17 protein-coding genes and 3 tRNA genes are annotated in these 21260 nt (G+C 68.0%); 11 read left to right on the top strand and 9 right to left on the bottom strand.

Annotation, left to right across the window (positions count from 1 at the left end):
- The first annotated feature begins 108 nt into the window (after positions 1 to 108).
- The 9 genes from DOM66_RS00770 (at position 109) to DOM66_RS00730 (ending at position 8091) form a co-directional block, all read left to right on the top strand.
- The gene (locus DOM66_RS00770) at positions 109 to 636 is read left to right on the top strand and encodes a CinA family protein (RefSeq protein WP_110688978.1); all 528 of its coding nucleotides are present in this window, start codon (positions 109 to 111) and stop codon (positions 634 to 636) included.
- Between the two features lie 278 nt (positions 637 to 914).
- Entirely contained in the window at positions 915 to 1982 is a 1068-nt protein-coding gene (gene recA, locus DOM66_RS00765) for a recombinase RecA (RefSeq protein WP_035475546.1), read from the top strand.
- A 94-nt stretch (positions 1983 to 2076) separates the two neighbouring features.
- Complete coding sequence (locus DOM66_RS00760; RefSeq protein WP_110688977.1) at positions 2077 to 2532, top strand: regulatory protein RecX; 456 nt, start codon at positions 2077 to 2079, stop codon at positions 2530 to 2532.
- A gap of 604 nt (positions 2533 to 3136) precedes the next feature.
- Positions 3137 to 5740, top strand: a complete 2604-nt coding sequence (alaS, locus tag DOM66_RS00755; RefSeq protein ID WP_110688976.1) for an alanine--tRNA ligase — start codon at positions 3137 to 3139, stop codon at positions 5738 to 5740.
- Positions 5741 to 5805: 65 nt separating this feature from the next.
- Positions 5806 to 7050: an aspartate kinase gene (locus DOM66_RS00750; protein ID WP_110675099.1), complete on the top strand. Its 1245-nt coding sequence runs from the start codon at positions 5806 to 5808 to the stop codon at positions 7048 to 7050.
- 229 nt (positions 7051 to 7279) lie between these two features.
- Positions 7280 to 7477, top strand: a complete 198-nt coding sequence (gene csrA / locus DOM66_RS00745) for a carbon storage regulator CsrA (RefSeq protein WP_035475538.1) — start codon at positions 7280 to 7282, stop codon at positions 7475 to 7477.
- 212 nt (positions 7478 to 7689) lie between these two features.
- Positions 7690 to 7782, top strand: a tRNA-Ser gene (locus DOM66_RS00740).
- A gap of 97 nt (positions 7783 to 7879) precedes the next feature.
- Positions 7880 to 7956 (top strand) — tRNA-Arg (locus tag DOM66_RS00735).
- 58 nt (positions 7957 to 8014) lie between these two features.
- Positions 8015 to 8091, top strand: a tRNA-Arg gene (locus DOM66_RS00730).
- Positions 8092 to 8307: 216 nt separating this feature from the next.
- Here DOM66_RS00730 and DOM66_RS00725 read toward each other — a convergent pair.
- From DOM66_RS00725 to DOM66_RS00695, 7 genes are all read right to left on the bottom strand, one after another.
- Entirely contained in the window at positions 8308 to 9303 is a 996-nt protein-coding gene (locus DOM66_RS00725) for a tRNA dihydrouridine synthase (protein WP_110689155.1), read from the bottom strand.
- Positions 9304 to 9492: 189 nt separating this feature from the next.
- The gene (locus DOM66_RS00720; protein WP_245392333.1) at positions 9493 to 10992 is read right to left on the bottom strand and encodes a tripartite tricarboxylate transporter permease; all 1500 of its coding nucleotides are present in this window, start codon (positions 10990 to 10992) and stop codon (positions 9493 to 9495) included.
- A 22-nt stretch (positions 10993 to 11014) separates the two neighbouring features.
- On the bottom strand, positions 11015 to 11545 hold the full coding sequence (locus DOM66_RS00715; RefSeq protein ID WP_110688974.1) for a tripartite tricarboxylate transporter TctB family protein: 531 nt from the start codon (positions 11543 to 11545) through the stop codon (positions 11015 to 11017).
- Positions 11542 to 12564 (bottom strand): Bug family tripartite tricarboxylate transporter substrate binding protein, encoded by a 1023-nt coding sequence (locus DOM66_RS00710; RefSeq protein ID WP_110675096.1) that lies wholly within the window; start codon positions 12562 to 12564, stop codon positions 11542 to 11544. Before DOM66_RS00710 ends, DOM66_RS00715 begins: the two co-directional genes overlap by 4 nt.
- A gap of 103 nt (positions 12565 to 12667) precedes the next feature.
- Positions 12668 to 13198, bottom strand: coding sequence for a chromate transporter (locus DOM66_RS00705; RefSeq protein WP_110675095.1), 531 nt, complete (start codon positions 13196 to 13198; stop codon positions 12668 to 12670).
- A complete protein-coding gene (locus DOM66_RS00700) occupies positions 13195 to 13758 on the bottom strand; it encodes a chromate transporter (RefSeq protein ID WP_245392332.1) in 564 nt (187 codons plus the stop codon). Before DOM66_RS00700 ends, DOM66_RS00705 begins: the two co-directional genes overlap by 4 nt.
- 17 nt (positions 13759 to 13775) lie before the next feature.
- Positions 13776 to 15404: a gamma-glutamyltransferase family protein gene (locus DOM66_RS00695; protein WP_110688972.1), complete on the bottom strand. Its 1629-nt coding sequence runs from the start codon at positions 15402 to 15404 to the stop codon at positions 13776 to 13778.
- Between the two features lie 316 nt (positions 15405 to 15720).
- On the opposite strand from DOM66_RS00695, the gene DOM66_RS00690 reads away from it, so the two are divergent.
- Positions 15721 to 16395 carry a GntR family transcriptional regulator gene (locus tag DOM66_RS00690; protein WP_110688971.1) on the top strand — a complete coding sequence of 225 codons (675 nt, stop codon included), beginning with the start codon at positions 15721 to 15723 and terminating at the stop codon, positions 16393 to 16395.
- A gap of 53 nt (positions 16396 to 16448) precedes the next feature.
- Here the strand turns inward: DOM66_RS00690 and DOM66_RS00685 are convergent, their stop codons facing one another.
- The gene (locus tag DOM66_RS00685) at positions 16449 to 17066 is read right to left on the bottom strand and encodes an IMPACT family protein (RefSeq protein WP_110675091.1); all 618 of its coding nucleotides are present in this window, start codon (positions 17064 to 17066) and stop codon (positions 16449 to 16451) included.
- Positions 17066 to 17539, bottom strand: a complete 474-nt coding sequence (locus DOM66_RS00680) for a LexA family protein (RefSeq protein ID WP_035472589.1) — start codon at positions 17537 to 17539, stop codon at positions 17066 to 17068. Before DOM66_RS00680 ends, DOM66_RS00685 begins: the two co-directional genes overlap by 1 nt.
- Before the next feature lie 163 nt (positions 17540 to 17702).
- Here DOM66_RS00680 and smc point away from each other — a divergent pair, with 163 nt between their 5' ends.
- Complete coding sequence (gene smc / locus DOM66_RS00675; RefSeq protein WP_110688970.1) at positions 17703 to 21209, top strand: chromosome segregation protein SMC; 3507 nt, start codon at positions 17703 to 17705, stop codon at positions 21207 to 21209.
- The last annotated feature ends 51 nt before the right edge of the window (positions 21210 to 21260 follow it).

The following is a 21260-nucleotide window of genomic DNA, read 5'->3' as shown; positions in this document are numbered from 1 at the left end:
AGCTCGCATACTACTCACCTGAGACCACTCGCATGCCATCACTGGCATGACACGACGCGCCTGCCCGACAGACGAGACCGGTGCAGCGCCCGAGCCGCAGGAGACGCCATGAGCTTGCCCACCGACCATCCGCTGCCTCCCGGCAGTGATCAGGACCCGCAGGTGCTTGCCCGACGCCTGGGGGAGGCGTGCCTGGCCGCCGGCTGCTTCGTCACCACGGCGGAGTCGTGTACCGGCGGCGGCGTGGCCGAGGCGATCACCGCGATCGCCGGCAGCTCGGGCTACTTCGCCAGCGGCTACGTCACCTACGCCAATGCCGCCAAGCAGCGCATGCTGGGGGTGTCCGAGCAGACGCTCTCGGCGCACGGCGCGGTCAGCGCTGCCACGGTGCGCGAGATGGTCGCCGGCGCCTGCCGCGACAGCGGCGCCGAGCTCGGTGTGGCGATCAGCGGTGTGGCCGGCCCTGGCGGCGGCAGCGCCGAGAAGCCGGTGGGCACGGTGTGGTTCGCCTGGGGCGACGCCGAGGCCCAGCGGGTGGCGTGCTTCCGGCTGCCGGGGGAGCGTGCCGCGGTGCGCGCGCAGGCGGTAGCGATCGCCCTGGCGGGGTTGCTCGAATCCCTCGTCGCCGAGGCCTGAGCGGCACTTGGCGCTGGCCTCGCCGGGCGCGATCCCGGAAAATGCAGCGACGCATGCGGAAAATCGACGCGAGGATATAGGCGCGAGCGATTTTTTTCGCCATACTACTGGCTAATCATACAGTGATCGGGCGGCCTGGCCGTCTCGCCCGTCGCCGCGGATTCCCGAGCCGAGCCGGCTGACGGAGTGTCCAGAGGCGGCGGGCTCACTTTTCCGGCCGCCACTCCACGACGCCAGCTTTCCAAGGCTCGTCTTCGACGCACTCACAGGAGACTTTCATGGCACAGGACGAAAACCGCAGCAAGGCACTCAGCGCGGCTTTGTCGCAGATCGACCGCCAATTCGGCAAAGGCACCGTGATGCGTCTGGGCGACACGCCACGCACCGCCATCCCGGTGGTTTCGACCGGTTCGCTGGGGCTGGACATCGCTCTCGGTGTGGGCGGTCTGCCCTATGGCCGCGTGGTCGAGATATTCGGCCCCGAATCCTCGGGCAAGACCACCCTGACCCTGTCGGTGATCGCCCAGGCTCAGAAGCAGGGCAAGACCTGCGCCTTCATCGACGCCGAGCACGCGCTCGATCCGAGCTACGCCGAGAAGCTGGGGGTCGACCTCGACCAGCTGCTGGTGTCGCAGCCGGATACCGGCGAGCAGGCGCTGGAGATCTGCGACATGCTGGTGCGCTCCGGCGGCGTCGACGTCATCATCATCGACTCGGTGGCAGCGCTCACCCCGCGCGCCGAGATCGAGGGCGAGATGGGCGACTCCCACGTCGGCCTGCAGGCGCGTCTGATGTCGCAGGCACTGCGCAAGATCACCGGCAACATCAAGAACGCCAACTGCATGGTGGTGTTCATCAACCAGATCCGCATGAAGATCGGCGTGATGTTCGGCAGCCCCGAGACCACCACCGGCGGCAACGCGCTGAAGTTCTACTCCAGCGTGCGTCTCGACATTCGCCGCATCGGCTCGGTCAAGCAGGGTGACGAGGTCACCGGTAACGAAACCCGGGTCAAGGTGGTCAAGAACAAGGTGGCGCCGCCGTTCCGCCAGTCCGAGTTCCAGATTCTCTACGGCAAGGGCATCTACCATGCCGGCGAAGTGATCGATCTGGGCGTGCAGTGCAGCCTGGTCGACAAGGCTGGTGCCTGGTACAGCTACAAGGGCAGCAAGATCGGTCAGGGCAAGGCCAACGCGGCCCAGTACCTGGAGGAGAATCCGGCGATCATGACCGAGATCGAGGATCAGATTCGCGCCCAGCTGCTGGCTGTCGCCGCGCCCAAGGAGAAGGAAAAAGAGAAGGAAGCCGAGGCTGCGGCCGACGACGCCAACGACTCGCTGCTGTAGATCGAAAGGTAGGTGAAGGTTGGATTGAAGTCGGCGAAGTTTGGGTTGAGGGAAAGATTGGTGTTCAGGTCGGCGCCGAGGAGGGCGGCACGCCATGGCTGATGCTGCTGACATCCCACCCCGGGAGCGGGCGATCGCGCTGCTGGCGCGCCGCGAGTACAGCCGCGCCGAGCTCGAGCAGCGTCTGGCGGCCAAGGGCGTCGAGCGTGATGAGATTGCCGTCACCCTGGATGCGCTGGCCGCGGAGGGGTTGCAGTCCGACACGCGCTTCGCCGAGATCTTCGTGCGCTCCCGGGTGCAGCTCGGTCACGGCCCGGTGCGGATCTGCGGTGACCTGGCCCAGCGCGGGATCGACGACGCCCTGGCGGCGCTGGCGTTCGAGGCGGAGGCGCCGGACTGGCAGGACCTGGCGTGTCAGGTCCTGGCCAAGCGCTTCACGGGGCCCGGTAGCACGCCCCGTGAGCGGGCCAAGCGCGAACGCTTCCTGGCCGGTCGCGGGTTCGGCTTCGATCAGGTGCGCCACGCCATGCGCCACGCCTGGGAGGATTGAGCCTCCGGGCTGGTTGGCGTGGCGCCGCTCTTTCACTGGCTTGCGCGCTCTTTCTTGCCCCGCGCGTGCGCTCTTCGTCTCACGCGCCTTGCCTTGGCGCTTCATTCTCAGTCTGACCTGGCAGCGCACCCTTGGTGCGCTGCTCTCGCATCGTTTCTTCTCGACCCTCGCACCGCGCCCCTCTCGCCACGATCCTCTCGCAGGGTCCCTTCACCTCGCCCCCGGCGCCACGCTCCTTCATCGCAGCTGTTGTGCGCGCCGCTGTCTGCGTTCTCCTCCTCACGGGTGACAGGACGCCTGCCCATCAGGGGCATGGTGCACGCCGGAGAGGGGGATCCGACCCGCCCGGCAGTGGCGAATGGCGGCGACATGGGTGTCGCACTCGACAGACTCACAGTCGACCACGTTATACTAACGCGCCTTGCGATGGCCGCAGGGGGCAGCGCCTTGCCCGCTGAGACGGCCGTCTGCGCGTCGCCACGTGGTCCGTTTGCCGCCGTGGGCACGCCTATCGTCACGGACTTTCGCCAAGGTCCTTCGCCGGGGTCTCTTGTCACGGACTCTCGCCATGGACTCTGCCACGGACTCTCGCTACGGATTGTTTATGAAAAGCGCAGCTATCAGACAGGCTTTCCTGAACTACTTCGAGGAGCGCGGACACACCATCGTGCCTTCTGCCTCTCTGGTGCCGGAAAACGACCCGACGCTACTCTTCACCAACGCCGGCATGGTGCCGTTCAAGGATGTCTTCCTGGGGCGCGACCCACGGCCTTACGTGCGCGCCACCTCGGCCCAGCGCTGCGTGCGCGCCGGCGGCAAGCACAACGACCTCGATAATGTCGGCTACACCGCGCGCCACCACACCTTCTTCGAGATGATGGGCAACTTCAGCTTCGGCGACTACTTCAAGCCCGATGCGATCCGCTTTGCCTGGACCTTCATCACCGAGGTGCTGGGGCTGCCCAAGGAGCGTCTGTGGGTCACCGTGCACCACAGCGACGAAGAGGCGGCGACCATCTGGGTCGACGAGATCGGCGTCGATCCGGCGCGGGTGTCGCGGCTCGACGAGGACAACTTCTGGCAGATGGGCGACACCGGCCCGTGCGGCCCGTGCTCTGAGATCTTCTACGACCACGGCCCGGAGGTGTGGGGTGGCCCGCCGGGAAGCCCGGAAGAGGACGGCGACCGCTACATCGAGGTGTGGAACCTGGTCTTCATGCAGTTCGACCGGGATGCCAACGGCGAGCTGCACCCGCTGCCCAAGCCGTCGATCGATACCGGCATGGGCCTGGAGCGCATGGCGGCGGTGATGCAGGGCGTGCACTCCAACTACGAGATCGATCTGTTCCAGGCGCTGCTGGCGGCGGCCGCCGAGCTCACCGGTCACGCCGATACCACCACGCCGTCACTGCGCGTGATCGCCGACCACATTCGCTCCTGCGCCTTCTTGATCGTCGATGGCGTGCTGCCCTCCAACGAGGGGCGCGGCTACGTGCTGCGACGGATCATCCGCCGCGCCATCCGCCACGGTCACAAGCTCGGCGCCAGCGGCACCTTCTTCCACAAGCTGGTGGCGGCGCTCGACGCCGAGATGGGTGACGCCTATCCCGAACTGCGCCAGGCGCGGGAGCAGATCGAACGCGTGCTGCTCAAGGAGGAGGAGCAGTTCGCACGCACCCTCGACCACGGCATGGGGCTGCTCGAAGCGGCGCTCGCCTCCCTCGACGGTGAGGTACTGTCGGGCGAGACGGTGTTCAAGCTCTATGACACCTACGGCTTCCCCTATGACCTGACCGCCGATGTCTGCCGCGAGCGCGGCGTGACCCTCGACGAGGCCGGCTTCGAGCGCGAACTGGAAGCGCAGCGCCAGCGTGCCCGCGCCGCCAGCCAGTTCGGTGGCGACTACGAGGCCGCGTTGAACCTCGAGGGCAGCACCGAGTTCACCGGCTACGACCGGCTGGAGGATAACTCCCGGGTCACTGCGATCGTCGACGCCGAAGGCAACGAGCGCGTGACCCTCGAAGCGGGGCAGAAAGGGGTGGTGGTGCTCGACCGCACGCCTTTCTACGCCGAGTCCGGCGGTCAGGTCGGCGACACCGGCTATCTGCGCGGCGATGGCGCGCGCTTCCAGGTCACCGACACGCGCAAGCAGTCGGGCCATCACCTGCACGAGGGCGTGCTGCTCGAGGGTGAGCTGAGCGTGGGGCAGACGCTGACCCCGCAGGTCGACGCCTCGCTGCGCCAGGCCACCATGCGCAATCACTCCGCCACCCACCTGCTGCACGAGGCGCTGCGGCGGACCCTGGGCGATCATGTCCAGCAGAAAGGGTCGCTGGTGAGCGCCGAGCGCCTGCGCTTCGACTTCAGCCACTTCGAGCCGGTGACGCCGAATCAACTGGCGGAAATCACCCGCATCGTCAACGCTGAGATCCTGGCCAACGCGCCGACCCACACCGAGCAGATGACCCTCGACCAGGCCAAGGCCAAGGGCGCGCAGGCGCTGTTCGAAGCCAAGTACGCCGATTCCGTGCGCGTGCTGACCATCGGCAGCGACGGCTTCTCGATCGAGCTGTGCGGTGGCACCCACGTGGCGCGTACCGGTGATATCGGGCCGTTCCATATCGTCGCGGAGTCCGGCACCGCCGCTGGTGTGCGCCGTATCGAAGCGGTCACCGGGCACCAGGCGCTGGCGTGGTTCGCCGCCCAGGAGCGCGAGCTGAACGCCGTGGGCGCGCGGCTCAAGGCGCGCCCGGAGCAGGTGGTCGAGCGGCTGGACAGCGTGCTCGAACGCCAGCGCACGCTGGAGAAGGAACTCGAGCGGCTCAAGGCCAAGCTGGCCAGCGCGGCCGGCAACGAGCTGCTCGACGCCGTACGCGACGTCGCCGGCGTGCGCGTGCTCGCCACCCGTATCGAAGGGGTCGGGGGCAAGGAGCTGCGCGGCCTGCACGACCAGCTCAAGCAGAAACTGGGCTCTGGCGTGCTGGTGCTCGGCGCGGCGCAGGAGGGCAAGGTCAGCCTCATCGCCGGGGTCACCGACGACCTCACCGGGCGTCTGAAGGCGGGGGAACTGGTCAACCACGTGGCAGCCCAGGTCGGTGGCAAGGGCGGCGGGCGTGCCGACATGGCGCAGGCCGGCGGCAGCGACCCGAGCCAGCTGCCGCAGGCGCTCGACAGCGTGCATGCGTGGGTGGCCGATCAGTTGGGCTGAACCGACATACACGGCGGCCGCCACCCCAGGGCGGCCCACAACGCTAGGGAGTGACGAACAGACTCATGGCGCTATACGTACAAAAGTTTGGTGGGACCTCGGTGGGAACCGTCGAGCGGATCAAGGCGGTCGCGGAGAAGGTCAAGCGCTTCCGCGACAACGGTCACCAGATCGTGGTCGTGGTCTCCGCGATGAGCGGCGAGACCAATCGTCTGATCGACCTCGCCAGCCAGATCAACGAGGACCCCACCCCGCGCGAAATGGACATGCTGGTCTCCACCGGCGAGCAGGTCACCATCTCGCTGCTGGCCATGGCCCTGCATCAGCTGGGCGTACCGGCCACTTCCTACACCGGGGCGCAGGTGGGTATTCGTACCGACAGTGCGCACACCAAGGCGCGTATCCAGCGTATCGAGACCGATGACCTCAAGGACGATCTGGACGAGGGTCAGGTCGTGGTGGTCGCCGGTTTCCAGGGGGTGGACGAAGAGGGCAACATCACCACCCTCGGGCGTGGCGGCTCCGACACCACCGGCGTGGCGCTGGCCGCGGCCCTGGGCGCCGACGAGTGCCAGATCTACACCGACGTGGACGGGGTCTACACCACCGACCCACGGGTCTGCTCCAAGGCGCAGCGCCTGGAGCGCATCACCGTCGAGGAGATGATCGAGCTGGCCAGTCTCGGCTCCAAGGTGCTGCAGATCCGCTCGGTGGAGTTCGCCGGCAAATACAATGTACCGCTTCGCGTGCTGTCGAGCTTCGAGGAAGGGCCCGGCACGCTGATCGTGGCAGACGAGGAAATCGAATCGATGGAAGAACCGCTGATCTCCGGTATCGCCTTCACCGCCAACGAAGCCAAGCTGACGCTGCTCAACACCCCTGATGTTCCCGGGGTCGCGTCGCGCATTCTCGGCCCGATCGCCGACGCCAACATCGAAGTCGACATGATCGTGCAGAACGTGGCGCCGACCGGCGACTACACCGACTTCACCTTCACTGTGGGCAAGGGCGACTACAAGCAGACCATGCGCATCCTCCAGGATGACGTGATTCCGGCGCTCGGCGGCGGTGAGCTGCGCGGCGACGACAACATCGCCAAGGTCTCTCTGGTCGGCGTGGGCATGCGTTCGCACGCCGGTGTGGCGTCCAAGATGTTCCGCGTGCTGGCCGAAGAGAACATCAACATTCGCATGGTCTCGACCTCCGAAATCAAGATCTCCGTGGTCATCGACGAGAAGACGATGGAACTCGCCGTGCGCGCGCTCCACACCGCCTTCGGCCTCGACAAAGACAGCATCCAAAGCGAATAACCGAATAAACCTTCAAGAATGTCTCAGGCGTTCTACGCTTAGGGTGAGTTGGACGAAGTGAAAGGAAGAGAGCGCTTCTTCAACGTAGCCGAGGGTTGTCATGGAACGGCGTCATTGGCCTGGTTGGCCTTATGACGCATAATCGCTCCTCGGGCGGTGAGCGACCGCCGCAAGCGGCCCGAGAGCGTGACCCGAGAATGGAAGAAGGCCCTGAGAAGGAGATCAGACAATGCTCATCCTGACCCGTCGAGTGGGAGAGACTCTCATGATCGGCGACGACATCACCGTCACCGTCCTGGGAGTGAAAGGGAATCAGGTGCGCATCGGCGTCAATGCGCCTAAGGATGTGGCCGTTCATCGCGAAGAGATCTATCAGCGCATCCAGCGTGAGAAATCCGAAGACGAAGATGGCGGTCCCGGCGTATAGCGCAGCGCGCATACTGGAACCGTCTGGGCTGGTGAAGTCGTCCCCTTTATCGGCTCGGGCTCGTCTCGGAATCCTCCTCTTACGCTCTCTATCCCACGCCCTGCCTCGCCTCTCGCGGTAAACCATTCATCCTTTGAGGTTTTTTTGAAAAAAGTTTGGGCTTCGACTGGACAAGCCCCGGCGAAATGGGTAATCTACGCGCCGTCGATCAGGGAGAGGTGGCCGAGTGGCTGAAGGCGCTCCCCTGCTAAGGGAGTATGGGGTTTATAGCCTCATCGAGGGTTCGAATCCCTCCCTCTCCGCCATTGATCGTGAGGTTTGACCTTCGAGTCGTGGCACAGATCGACAATCGCAGTGACAGCCAAGACGTCGACTGCGAATCGCGACAAGCATCAGTGACAAGCGCCCGTAGCTCAGCTGGATAGAGTACCTGACTACGAATCAGGTGGTCGGAGGTTCGAATCCTCCCGGGCGCGCCACTCACTGAAAGCAGCATCGCACAGCAGTACCAGGGACTTAGCGTCTCGACCGATTTTAGCGCCCGTAGCTCAGCTGGATAGAGTACCTGACTACGAATCAGGTGGTCGGAGGTTCGAATCCTCCCGGGCGCGCCATACAGATGACACCCGCATGCTTCGGCATGCGGGTGTTTTCGTTTGGGCGCAGGCGGTGTCGAGGCGCAGCGCCGGTATGGGCACTGCCGGACGCCGGACAGCGTCCGCTAGCGCGTCGCGACCGGATCAGGCAGGGCAGGGGCTCAGGAGAGCGTGGCGCCAGAGCGTGATGGCCATGGTGGCCGGCTGTCGCGCCCTGGCCGGCCCGCTGGCGCCTCAGGCCGGTGTCGGTGCCGGGGAGGTCGCGGGTTCCGTGGCCGGATGCGCCAGCCCCGCCAGCCCCGCCAGCAGCGGCGCCAGCGCGGTCTCCCGGCGCAGCGCGGTGAAACGTGCGGCGGCCTCGGCATCGCGTCCGCGCATGATGTTGAGCCACTGCTTGAGCAGCGAGACGATGAACTTCTCCGCCATCCCTGCGGCCTGCTTGCGCGCGGCGTAGTGGCACAGCACCTCGGCGCGGGCAGACCACGGTGTCGCTGCCAGGCGCTCGCCGCCGCTCGCCTGCCAGTGGCGGATGCGGCGCGCCAGCCACGGGTCGGCGAGCATGCCGCGGCCGAGCATGACATCGTCGCAGCCGGAGAGCGTGCGCGCCTTCCAGTACGCTTCGAGCGTCCAGATATCACCGTTGACCACCACCGGCACGCTGACAGCGGCGCGAATCTTGGCGACCCACTCCCAGTGCGCCGGCGGGCGGTAACCCTCGCGCCGGGTGCGCGCGTGCACCACCAGCTCGTGGGCACCGCCAGCCTCGGCGGCCAGCGCGCAGGCCAGCGCCACCCGGCGGTCGTCGAAGCCCAGGCGCAGCTTGGCGCTCACCGTGGCGCCGCGGGCGGCGGCCACCTCGGCGACCGCCGCCACTGCGCGCCCCACCCGCACCGGCGTGCGCAAAAGCGAGGCGCCGCCATCGTGGCGATTGACCATCTTGGCCGGGCAGCCGAAGTTGAGATCGAGTCGGGTGGCACCCAGGGTGATCGCCTGCTCGGCATTGGCTGCCAGCGCCGCGGGGTCGGAGCCTAGCAGCTGCAGTGTCACCGGGGTCGCGGTCGGGGTCAGCGGCCCTGCCGTGCCGGCCTCGGCCAGTTCCGGGCAGTGGCGCAGGAAGACCCGCGGCGGCAGGCGCGCATCGACCACGCGCACGAACTCGGTGACGCACCAGTCCAGCGCGCCATCGGCGCTGAGCAGTGCCCGAGTGTCGGCGTCGATCACGCCCTCCATGGGTGCCAGGCCGAGACGGCCGGCGGGGGAGGGCTCGAGGTGGAAGAGCGAAGAGGGCTGTGCCATCGCGATACGGATCATCCGGCCTGGAAAATTCGGTCGCTAAGCTAGCACAGCCGTCCCTGCGCGTAACGCCTGGCGTGCACTTTCGTCGGTCTCACCGGCGCGGGGCGCGCCGATGACACCCGATCAGCCTGGCCTGCGCTGCTTGAGCAGGCGCCGAATGCTGAAGGCGACCGACAGCGCTGCCAGTACCAAGAGCGCCAGCGAGATCGGACGGGTGAAGAACAGCGTCCAGCTCTCGTCGGCCATCAGCGCGCGGCGCAGGTTGGTCTCGGCGATCGGCCCCAGGATCACCCCCAGCACCAGCGGCGCCAGCGGATAGTCGAGCTTGGCCAGCAGATAGCCGACCAGCCCCACCCCGATCAGCAGGTAGAGGTCGGTCACCCGGTTGTTGAGCGCCAGTGCGCCCACCGCGCAGCACACCAGTACCACCGGCACGATGATCGACTTGGGAATCTCGGTGATGCGCAGGAACCAGCGCAGGCTGAGCAGGCAGAACACCAGCACCATGCCGGCGGCGAGGAACATCGCCAGGAACATGCCGTAGACCAGGTCGGGATTGTCCATGATCAGCCGCGGCCCGACGCTGATTCCCTGTACCATCAGTGCCGCCATCAGCACCGCGTCCACCGCGCTGCCGGGGATGCCCAGCGCGATCATCGGGATCAGCCCGCCGCCGGCGGTGGCGGAGTTGCCCGACTCGGAGGCGACCACGCCATCGGCGATCCCGGTGCCGAAGCGCTCCGGGGTCTTCGAGGCGCGCTTGGCCTGATCGTAGGCGATCAGATTGGCGATGCTGCCGCCGGCGCCGGGTACCGCGCCGATCACCACTCCCACCAGCGACGAACGTAGCAGGTTGAGCGGGCGCGAGAGCACCTCGCGCATCACCGCCAGCGGGCGGACGGCGATGTGGCCCTCGATCAGCGCCTGCCCCTGGCGCAGCTCGTCGGGGTTCTCCACCTCGCCGGCGAGCTGGCTGACCGCAAAGATCCCGATCAGCACCACCAGGAACGGCAGGCCCGCGGCGAGCAGGTCGAGATCGAAGGTGAAGCGTGCCACGCCCATCATCGGGTCGGGCCCCACGGTCGCCACGAACAGCCCCAGCAGGCTCATCATCAGCCCCTTGAGGATCGAGTGTCCGACCAGACTGGCGACCACGGTGATGGCGAACAGGATCAGCGAGAAGTACTCCCACGGCCCCAGCTTGACCGCGATCAGCGCCAGCGGTGGCGCCGCCACGATCAGCACCAGCGCGCTGATCAGGGCGCCGAAGAACGAAGCCCAGATGCCCAGGCCCAGGGCGCGCCCGGGCTCGCCGCCGCGTGCCATGGGGTAAGCGTCGAAGGTGGTCGCCACCGACGAGGGGGTGCCGGGGATACCCAGCAGGGCGGCGCTGATCAGCCCGCCGGAGCAGCCGCCGACATATACCGCCAGCATCGTCGCCACGCCCTGCAGCGGTGGCATGCTGAAGGTCACCGGCAGCGTCAGCACGATCGCCATGGTCACGGTGAAGCCGGGGATGGCGGCGGCGATCACCCCGGCGACGACGCCGATCAGCATGCTGATCAGGGTCGCCAGCGAAAATAGCTGTTCCACGCTCGACAGCAAAGCATCGGTCATTGGCATGCAGATATCCCTCGTCGTCGGGCTACCACAGCCGCCCTGTGGGCAGCGGGATCTGGAACACCTGGCCGAACAGCAGATAGAGGCCCAGGCCGAACGCCACGGCGACGATCGCCGCCACCAGCAGACGCCGCCCACGGCGGGCGCCGAGCAGCCACTGCACCGCCAGCAGGAAGCTCAGCGAGGCGAGCGGGAAACCGAGCCACGGCATCGCCAGCGCATAGAGCGAGAATGCCGCCAGGGTGGCGAAGGCCAGCCGCCGCTGGTAGAGCCAGGCGAGGGTGCCTGCGCCGCGCCTGGCCTGGCCCAGCGCCATGGCCGCCTGCAGCGCGAGTGCCAGGTTGAACAGGATCAGGGTGCCCAGGACCAGGCGCGGAAAGGCGCCCGCGCCCAGCGGCTCCCACATCGAGGAGGGCAGGTCGCCGGCGTCGACGAACAGCGCCGCGAACAGGGCGCCCAGGGCGAGATTGAACAGCAGGTTGGCCAGCACCGCACCACGGGTGCCGTCGGCCGCCGGCCCCGTGGGGGCGGCGGCCGGGACGCTGTCGGTGCTCATCGGGCCAGCTTGCCGGAGAGGCGCTGGACGGTGGCGTCGACCTCGGCCAGATAGTCGGCATAGGCCGTGGGGCCCATGAAGTCGACCTCGGCGCCGAGCGCGTGCATCTTGTCGACGAAGGCGGGGTCCTTGGACATCGCCTCGAAGTCCGCTGCCAGCGTCTGCACCTTGGCCGGGTCGATCCCCTTGGGCGCGACGATGCCGCGGTTGATGCTCAGCTTGAGAGTATCGTAGCCGAGCTCCTTGAAGGTCGGCACGTCCGGGGTCTGCGCCGGCCGCTGCGGGGTGCCCACGGCGAGGAAGCGCAGATCGCCGTTGTCGACGAAGCCCAGCGAGGAGGAGATGTCACCGATCGCGGCGTCGATGTGCCCGCCCACCAGACCGCGAATGCGCGCGCCGGTCCCCTCGTAGCCGACGTAGCGGAAGGAGGCGCCGATGGCGTCCTCGATCATTGCCCCGTGGACATGCGGAATCCCGCCGAGGGTGGCACCGAAGCGCACCTTGCCGGGGTTCGCCTTGGCGTAGGCGGCGAAGTCGGCGAAGGTCTCCCAGCCGCTGTCGGCGTTGACCACCAGATACTGCGGCGACGAGGCCAGCGAGGCGATCGGCTGGAAATCATCCCAGTCGAGCGGGGTGAGACCGGTGGCGTGGGCCGCCATCAGCCCCTCGTGGACCTGGCCCAGGGTGTAGCCGTCGGGATCTTTCTGGGCGAGGGCCTTGAGGCCCAGGGTGCCGCTGACCCCGGGCATGTTGATCACCGGCAGTGGCTGGCCGAGGTACTGCTCGGCGGCGTTGGAGATCACTCGCATCAGGGAGTCGCTGCCGCCACCCGGCGACCAGGGCACGATGAACTCGATGGCGTGGTCGGGGTAGTCGTCGGCCTGGGCGGCGCTGCTCAGGCCGAGCACGCCCAGCCCCAGCGAGCCCAGACCCAGGCCGGTGGCGAGGGAGGCGATGGCGGCGCTGGCGCCAAGTCGGCGGCGCGCGCCACCGGTAGTCTTGATCAGTCGAGGAAACATCGAATCGTCCTTTATTGGCATTGGATATGGCGTCGGATGTCGTCTGTCGCAGATTGTCGTTATGGCCCGGGATGCCTGCCGCGATCACCGGGGATCGGCCAGCTCAGCCGAGCAGCAGCCCTCCATAGATGAGTCCGAGCAGGACTGCCCAGATCGGGTGGAGCTTGAAGCGCCACAGCAGCAGCGTGGCCGCGGCGCCGATGATCGCCACGTGCAGCCAGCCGGCGTTGTCCACGCCCTCGGCGGCGAACGACCAGGTCAGGTAGGCCATCAGTACCATGATCACCGGGCGCACCCACTGGCTCATCGACTTCACCTTGATCGAGTCGCGGTAGCGATAGAGGGTGCCCAGTGCCACCAGCATCAGCAGCAGCGACGGCGCCACGGTGGCGAAGGTGGCGACCGCACTGCCGCCGATGCCGGCGACGTCATAGCCGATGTAGCCGGCCATCTTGGTGGCGATCGGGCTGGGCAGGGTGTTGCCCAGCGCCAGGGTCTCGGCGAACTGCTGCGAGGTCATCCAGCCGTAGCGGCCGACCACCTCGTTCTCGATCAGCGGGATGATGGCCGGGCCGCCGCCATAGCCGACGATGTTGGGAATGAAGAACGCCAGGAACAGCTCCCAATAGATCATGAGCTGGCCTCCTTGCGCCGCCGGTTGCGCTCCGGCCGCAGCAGAGCCGCGACCAGGATGGCGCCGATCACCAGCCCCGGATGGATATCGAGTCCGTAGATCAGCCCGCCGGCCACGACACCCATGACCAGGCTGGCGATCCAGCCCAGCGCAGCCCGGGACTTCTGCCAGAAGTCCCAGGTCAGCTGCGCCATCATCACCATCACCACCGGCACCACACCCTGGCTCATGCCCTCGATCCAGCGCTGGTCGCGGTAGCGGGTGAACAGCCCCAGCAGTGCCACCATGGCCACGATGCAGGGCAGGATCTGGGCCAGTACGGCGATCAGGCAGCCGCCGAGGCCGCCGACCCGGTAGCCGATATAGCCGGCCATCTTGGTCGCGATCGGCCCCGGCAGGGTATTGCCGATGGCGAGCACATCGCCGAATTCGGTGTCATCCATCCACGCATGGCGCGTGACCACTTCGGCCCGCACCAGCGGAATCATCGAGGGGCCACCGCCGAAGCCGAGCAGGCCGACGCGCAGGAAGGCGAGAAACAGCTGCCACTGGGTTCGCATGCCCTGATTCCGCATGGTCAGAGCACCGCGATGCTGGAGTCGGTGCGCGGCTCGGTGCCGCCGCAGTAGACCCCGGTGTCAGGGTGACGCAGGATGATCTGGCCGCGGCCGTAGCTGGTGCTGTCGATCGCCAGCGAGACCTGATGGCCGCGCGCGGCCATGTCGCGTACCAGATGCAGCGGATAGCCGGGCTCGATGCCGATCTGGCGCCCGCCCATCCACTGCCAGCGCGGGGCGTCCAGCGCTGCCTGCGGGTTGAGCCCGTAATCGATCAGGTTCATCACCACCTGCATATGTCCCTGTGGCTGCATGAAGCCGCCCATCACCCCGAACGGCCCCAGGCCGATGCCGTCGCGGCTGAGAAAGCCAGGAATGATGGTGTGGAAAGTGCGCTTGCCGGGGGCGAGCACGTTGACGTGGTCGGCATCGAGGCTGAAGCCGTGGCCACGGTTCTGCAGCGAGATGCCGGTGTCGGGGACCACCACGCCGGAGCCGAAGCCGTGATAGTTGCTCTGGATATACGAGACCATGTTGCCGTCGGAATCCGCGGTGGCCAGATAGACCGTGCCGCCGGCCTGGGGCTTGCCCGGCTCGGGGTCGATGGCGGTGGCGCCGATCAGCCGCCGGCGGGTGTCGGCGTAGGCGTCGCTGAGCAGCGCCGCCACGCTGGTGCGCATATGGCCGCTGTCGGTGATGTGGTGGTGGCCATCGGTATAGGCGAGTTTCATCGCCTCGAGCTGGCGATGCAGCAGCTCGGGGTCGTCGCGCACGCTGGGGTCGAAGCCCTCCATCAGCCGCAGCGCCATCAGCGCCACCATGCCCTGGCCGTTGGGCGGAATTTCCCAGACCTGATAACCGCGGTAGTCGGCGGCGATCGGCTCGACCCACTCCGGGGTATAGCCGGCCAGATCCTCGGCGCGCAGATAGCCGCCGGTCTGGCGCGAGAAGGCGTCGATGGTCTGCGCCAGCGCGCCGCGATAGAAACTCTCGCAGCGGCTCTCGGCCAGCGCCTCCAGGGTAAGTGCCTGGGCCTCGTTGCGGTGCAGCTCACCGGGCCTGGGCGCACGGCCGAGGGGCGCGAAGGCGTCGAGCCACGGGGCCACCGCGGGGTCGTCGGCGCGGGCACGGAACTCACCCTCGGCGCGCTGCCACAGGGCGCTGATCACTGGCGACACCGGAAAGCCCTCCCGCGCGATACGGATCGCCGGTGCCAGCAGGGTGGCGAAGTCGAGCTTGCCGAAGCGCTGCGACAGGGTGGCCCAGGCCGCCGGCGTGCCCGGCACCGTCACCGGCGTCCAGCCGTGCAGCGGCATCTCGCTGTGGCCGGCCGCGCGTACCGCCTCCGGGGTCAGCGCGGCCGGCGCATGGCCGCTGGCGTTGAGGCCGTGGAGCTGGCCGCGGCCATCCGCCTCGGCCATCCACACCAGGGCGAAGGCGTCGCCGCCGATGCCGTTGCCGCTGGGCTCGACCACGCTCAGCACCGCGGCGGTGGCGATCGCGGCGTCGACCGCGTTGCCGCCCTGGGCCAGCATGTCGCGCCCCGCCTGGCTGGCCTGGGGCTGCGAGGCGGCAACCATGCCACGCTGCGAATAGGTCGCGCTGCGACGCGAGGGGTAGGGGTTGTTGTGGTCGAAGGCGAGGCTCATGGCGGCGATCCCGAGTGCGCTTGTTGTTGAAATTCGTACTCCGGGCCGCGGCACCGTGCGGTGTCCTGGGGCCGGGCGAAGACGTGGTCGCCCTAGGGTACGATCGGTTATGCTAGAAAAATCGATTTTTTACTATGACGTCGATTTTACACGAGGGTCAAGCGCTACCCGGCCGAGAGGGGTGGATGTTGCCTGCGGGCAGCGGGAAATCGGGGCGCGGACGGCGGCGGATACGTAAGCGGATGGCGCTGGGTCTGCCTATCACACAGACAGCCAGATCGAGGCGCACGCCATGGAACAGAGGGCGAGGCAACGCATGAGTGTGAGACAGGCGCCGGCGACGGCGCTGGATGCCACCACGGCGGCGAGTCAGGTCTACGCCGCGCTCAAGCGCGATCTGATTCGCGGGCGCTTCGTCGCCGGCGAGAAGCTCGCGATCAACCATCTCAAGGAGACCTACGCGGTGGGCCTGAGTCCGCTGCGCGAGGCGCTCAACCGCCTCGCCGCCTACGGGCTGCTGGCGCAGGAGAACCAGCGCGGCTTTCGCGTGCCGGCGCTGAAGCGGCGCGAGCTCGACGATATCGCCGGGCTACGCCAGCAGTTCGAGGTCCAGGCACTGGAGGCGGCGCTGCGCCAGGGTGACGCGCAATGGGAGGCGGAGCTACTGGCGGCCTTTCATCGGCTCAAGCGCGCCGACGAGCAGCCCGATGCGCTCGAACACTGGGAGCAGATGCATCTGCAGTTCCACCGCCGCCTGCTCGAACCCTGCGGCTCAGCGTGGCTTTTGCGCTTCATCGAGCAGCTACACGACCAGTTCGATCGCTACCGGCGCATGGCGCCGGCGCATCAGGATATTCGCGCCCAGCTCGACGTGCAGCACGCCGAGCTGGTGGAGCTGGCGCTGGCGCGGGGGATCGCTGAGGCGCGGGAGCTGATCCACGCCCATATCCAGCTCTCCTACGATGTGGCCAAAAGCGCCTGCAGCGAGTGAAGGGGAGCCTGCAGCGAGTGATGGGGCGCCTGCAGTGAGCAGGTGCGCGTTGCCTACTCGTCGAGGCGTTCCAGCTCGCCACGCAGACGCTGCTCCAGCAGCGCCAGATCGAGACTGTCATCCGCGGGCCAGGCCAGCGTCAGGGCGACGCCCTGGCCGTCGTAGTCGGCGGCTTCCACCGGCACGTCGTTGGCCTGCAGCCAGTGGCGCGCCTGGGCCTCGAGGGCGAAGCCGACGCGTACCCGCCGCGCGCGGCGCTCGGTGAATTCGCGCCGTGGCAGGCTCTCCAGCGCCTGGGTCACCGCCTGGGTATAGGCGCGTACCAGGCCGCCGGTACCCAGCTTGATGCCACCGAAGTAGCGTGTGACGACCACCGCGATCTGGCCCAGGCCGCTGCCCTCCAGCGCCTGGAACATCGGCCGGCCGGCGGTTCCGCCGGGCTCGCCGTCATCGGAGAAACCGATCGCCACCTGCTCGCCGGGGGCGCCGGCGATGAAGGCGGAGCAGTGGTGGCTGGCATCGGGGTAGGTGGCGCGTGCCTCGCTCAGCAGGCGGTCGAAGGCGGCGGCGTCCGGGGCGTGGGCGACCCAGGTGACGAAGCGACTCTTGTCGATCTCGAGACTGTGGGTGTGGATCGCCCCCGGCGCCAGTGCGGGAATCGCATAGCGCATCAGGCCGCCTGGGGCGGATTGCGCATGACGCCCATCACCAGTCCGAGCACCTGCACGTCCTCGTTCTTGAGAAAGATCGGGGCCATGGTGTCGTTGGCCGGCTGCAGGCGCACGCCGGATTTCTCGATGAACAGCTTCTTCAAGGTCACTTCCTGGTTGTTGATCAGTACCACTGCGGTCTCGCCGTTCTCGGCGGATTCGTAGCGCTCGATGATGATGATGTCGCCATCGAAGATATTGCAGTCGATCATCGAGTCGCCGCGCACGCGCAGGGCATAGGTGTTGCGTCGCACCAGCTGGGCGGGCACGTGGACGGTGGCATCGTCCAGGCACGCCTCCATCGGCAGGCCGGCGGCGACCTGGCCCAGCAGTGGAATCTCGACCAGATCGGTGGCGTCCACCGACTCCCAGTGGCCGTCGATCAGGGGCAGGTGGGGCTGGCGCTGCAGAAAGCTCGGTGCGGAATTTGTCATCGTCTTCTCCCGAGGAAACGGCTTCATCATAGCAAGCCGGCGGTGGGCGGCAAGGCGCCGACGACGACGGCCGGCGCGCGCGGGCTGGATATCGCCCCCGCGGTGCCTTAGGCTCTGCCGATTCGTTTCGCGGTGCGCTTATTCAAGGAGTCGTGCAGTCGGCATGCGCCTCAAGTCGATCAAACTGGCGGGTTTCAAATCGTTCGTCGATCCGGTCACGGTACCGTTCGACGGCAACATGACCGCGATCGTCGGCCCCAACGGCTGCGGCAAGTCCAATGTCATCGATGCGGTGCGCTGGGTCATGGGGGAGTCCTCGGCCAAGACCCTGCGCGGCGAGTCGATGACCGACGTCATCTTCAACGGCTCCAGCGGCCGCGCGCCGGTGGGCCAGGCCTCCATCGAGCTGCTTTTCGACAATCGCGACGGCAGCCTCGGTGGCGCCTACGCCGGCTACGCCGAGATCGCGGTCAAGCGCCAGGTCACCCGCGACGCCCAGTCCAGCTACTTCCTCAACGGCCAGAAGTGCCGCCGCCGCGATATCGCCGACATCTTCCTGGGCACCGGTCTGGGGCCGCGCTCCTACGCCATCATCGGCCAGGGCATGATCTCGCGCCTGGTCGAGGCGCGTCCGGAAGAGTTGCGCACCACCCTCGAAGAGGCGGCCGGCATCTCCAAGTACAAGGAGCGCCGGCGCGAGACCGAGAACCGGCTGCGGCGTACCCAGGAGAACATCGAACGACTCGACGATATCCGCGAGGAGCTCGACAAACAGCTCGAACGGCTCAAGCGCCAGGCCGACGCCGCACGCCGCTACCGCACCCTGAAAGAAGAAGAGCATCGCCTGCGCGGCGAGCTGGCGCTGCTGCGCGAGCGCGCGCTGCGTAGCCAGCAGCGTGAAGAGGCGGCGCGGGTCGGTGAGTACGAGAACCAGGTCGAGCGCGAGGTGCTCGGTCTGCGTCAGTGCGAGAACCGCCTGGCCGAGGGGCGCGAGCGGCATGACGAGATCGCCGCCGAGCTGGAGCAGCACCAGGCGGCTTTCTACCAGACCGGAGCCGATATCGCGCGGCTGGAACAGTCGCTCGAGCATGTGCGTCAGCGCGACCAGCAGCTCGCCGCCGATCTCGACGCCGCCCGCCGCGAGCGCGACGCGCTCTCGGCGCTGGCCGGCGAGGACGACGCCCGCGGCGAAGCCCTGGCCGAACGCCTCGAAGCGCTGGCACCCGAGGCCGAGCTGGCCGATGAGACGCTGCTGACGCTGGCGCAGAGCCTGGAGGAGGCCGAAGCCGAGGCCGATGCCCACCAGGCGGAGTGGGAGCGCATCGATCAGCAGGCGCGGGACAGCCGCCACCGGGCCGAGCGTGAGCAGGAGGCGATCCAGCGTCTGGAGCGCCAGAGCGAGGAGCTGGCGGCAGAGATCGAACGCCGCCAGCAGCAGCGCGCGGCACTTCCCGACGTCAGCGAACTCGAGGCCGAGCGGAGCGAACTGCAGGCGGCGCTGGCGATTCTCGACGAGCGCCAGGAGACCCTGACGATCCGCCGCGAGGCGCGTCAGGAGGAGCGCGAACAGGCCCGCGAAGGGCTCGCTGCGGCCCAGCGCGAGCGCGATGCCCTGCGCGAGACGCACCACCGCGCCCAGGGCGAGATCGCCTCGCTGGAGGCGCTGATCGAGGCCGCGCTGGCGGATGACGACAGCGCCCTGACCGAGCAGCTGGCCGCGCACTCACTGGACACCGCCCCCCGGCTGGCCGAGTGCCTCGAGGTCGAGCCGGGCTGGGAGCGCTGCGTGAGCTGGGTGCTGGCGCCCTGGCTCAAGGCGCGGGTCGCCGACCTGGCCCCGGCACGGGAGGCGTTGGAGCAGTTGGCGAGTGGCGAACTGCCGCTGGTCGCCCCGGGGGCGTCGACAGCGCCGGTGCCTGCCGGCTCGCTCGCCGCCAAGGCCCGCGGCAGCGCGGCGTTGGGTGCGCTGCTCGGGGCCGTGCGCTGTGTCGACGATCGCGCCAGCGCCTGGGCCGCACACCCCGAACTCGCCCCCGGTGACAGCGTGATCACCGCCGACGGGCTGTGGCTCGGCCACGGCTGGGTGCGCCGGCTGGGCGAGCAGGATGCCCAGGGCGACAGCGTGCTGCTGCAGCGTCAGCGGCGGGAGTCACTGGTGCTGCAGGTGGCGGAGATCGACCAGCGCCTGGCAGCGCTGGTGCAGACCCTAGACGCGGGCGAGGCGGCGATCGAAGAGAGTGAGCGCGGACTCGAAGCGCTGCGCCAGGCGGAGCTCGACCTCTCCCGCGAGCGCCAGCAGCAGGCCACGCGGCTGGCCACCCTGGAGAGCCGGCTCGAGCACAGCAGCGCGCGCGCCGACGAACTCGCCGCCGAGTGCGAAGCGCGCCAGGGGCGCCTGGAAGAGACCCGCGAGACGCTGGAAGAGACCCGCGAACGCTGGCAGCAGGCGCTGGCCGAGGTCGAGACGGGGGCCAGCCAGCGCGCCGGCATGGACGCCACCCGCCAGCAGGCGCGTGAGCGCCTGGCCGAGCTGCGTCGCCAGCAGCAGCAGGCAGGGCAGCGCCAGCAGCAGCTGGCGCTGGAGCGCCAGCGTCTCGAGACCCAGCGCGGCGAGCTGGCGCAGCAGGCGCAGCGCAGCCGCAGCCAACTGGCCGCGCTGGAAGAGCGCTGCGCCGGGCTGGCGGCCGAGCGCGAGCGCCTCAACCAGCCCGATGACGACCAGCAGGTGCGTCTGGCCGAGCTGCTCGAACAGCGCAGCCAGCAGGAGACCGCCCTCAACCAATGTCGCGACCGCGCCAACCAGCTCGGCGAGATGCTGCGCCAGAGCGAGCTCGAGCGCCAGCAGCACGAGCGCGATCTGGAAGGGCTGCGCACCCGTCTGCAGGAGGGGCGCATGCAGCTCCAGGCGCTCGCGCTCAAGGCCGATGCCCAGGCCGAACAGCTCGCCGAGCAGCAGCATGACGCCGAGGCCCTGGGCGCCGCGCTCGATCCCAACGCCACCGAGTCGGCTTGGCAGACCCGGCTCGAGGAGACCGGTGAGCGCATCCGTCGCCTGGGCGCGATCAACCTGGCGGCGATCGAGGAGTACGACCAGCAGGCCGAGCGCCGCGACTACCTCGAGGCCCAGCACGCCGAGCTCAGCGAGGCGATCGAGACCCTGGAGCGTGCGATCCGCCGCATCGATCAAGAGACCCGGACCCGTTTCAAGCAGACTTTCGAGCAAGTCAATCAGGGCCTGATGACGCTTTTCCCCCGAGTCTTCGGCGGCGGGGCCGCGTGGTTGACCCTGACCGGGGAGGATTTGCTGGAGACCGGGGTGGCCATCATGGCGCGCCCCCCGGGCAAGAAAAACAGCACCATTCATCTGCTCTCCGGGGGGGAAAAGGCACTCACCGCACTGTCGCTGGTGTTTGCCATCTTCCAGCTCAATCCGGCGCCTTTTTGCATGCTCGACGAGGTCGACGCGCCGCTGGACGATGCCAATGTGGGGCGCTATGCGAAACTGGTGAAGGAGATGTCCGAGAGCGTGCAGTTCATCTTCATCACCCACAACAAGATTGCCATGGAAGCCGCCGAACGATTGATGGGAGTGACCATGCAGGAGCCGGGCGTCTCACGCCTGGTCGCGGTCGGGGTCGACGAGGCGGCATCGATGGCGGAGGCGTCCTGAGCTTGCCCGAAATAGCCAAAGCGGCTATCGGCGTAATAGGATGTCGAGCAT

This window comes from Salinicola endophyticus (genome assembly GCF_003206575.1).
Lineage (GTDB): Bacteria > Pseudomonadota > Gammaproteobacteria > Pseudomonadales > Halomonadaceae > Salinicola > Salinicola endophyticus.
This window is presented reverse-complemented; position numbering and strand designations above follow the sequence as displayed.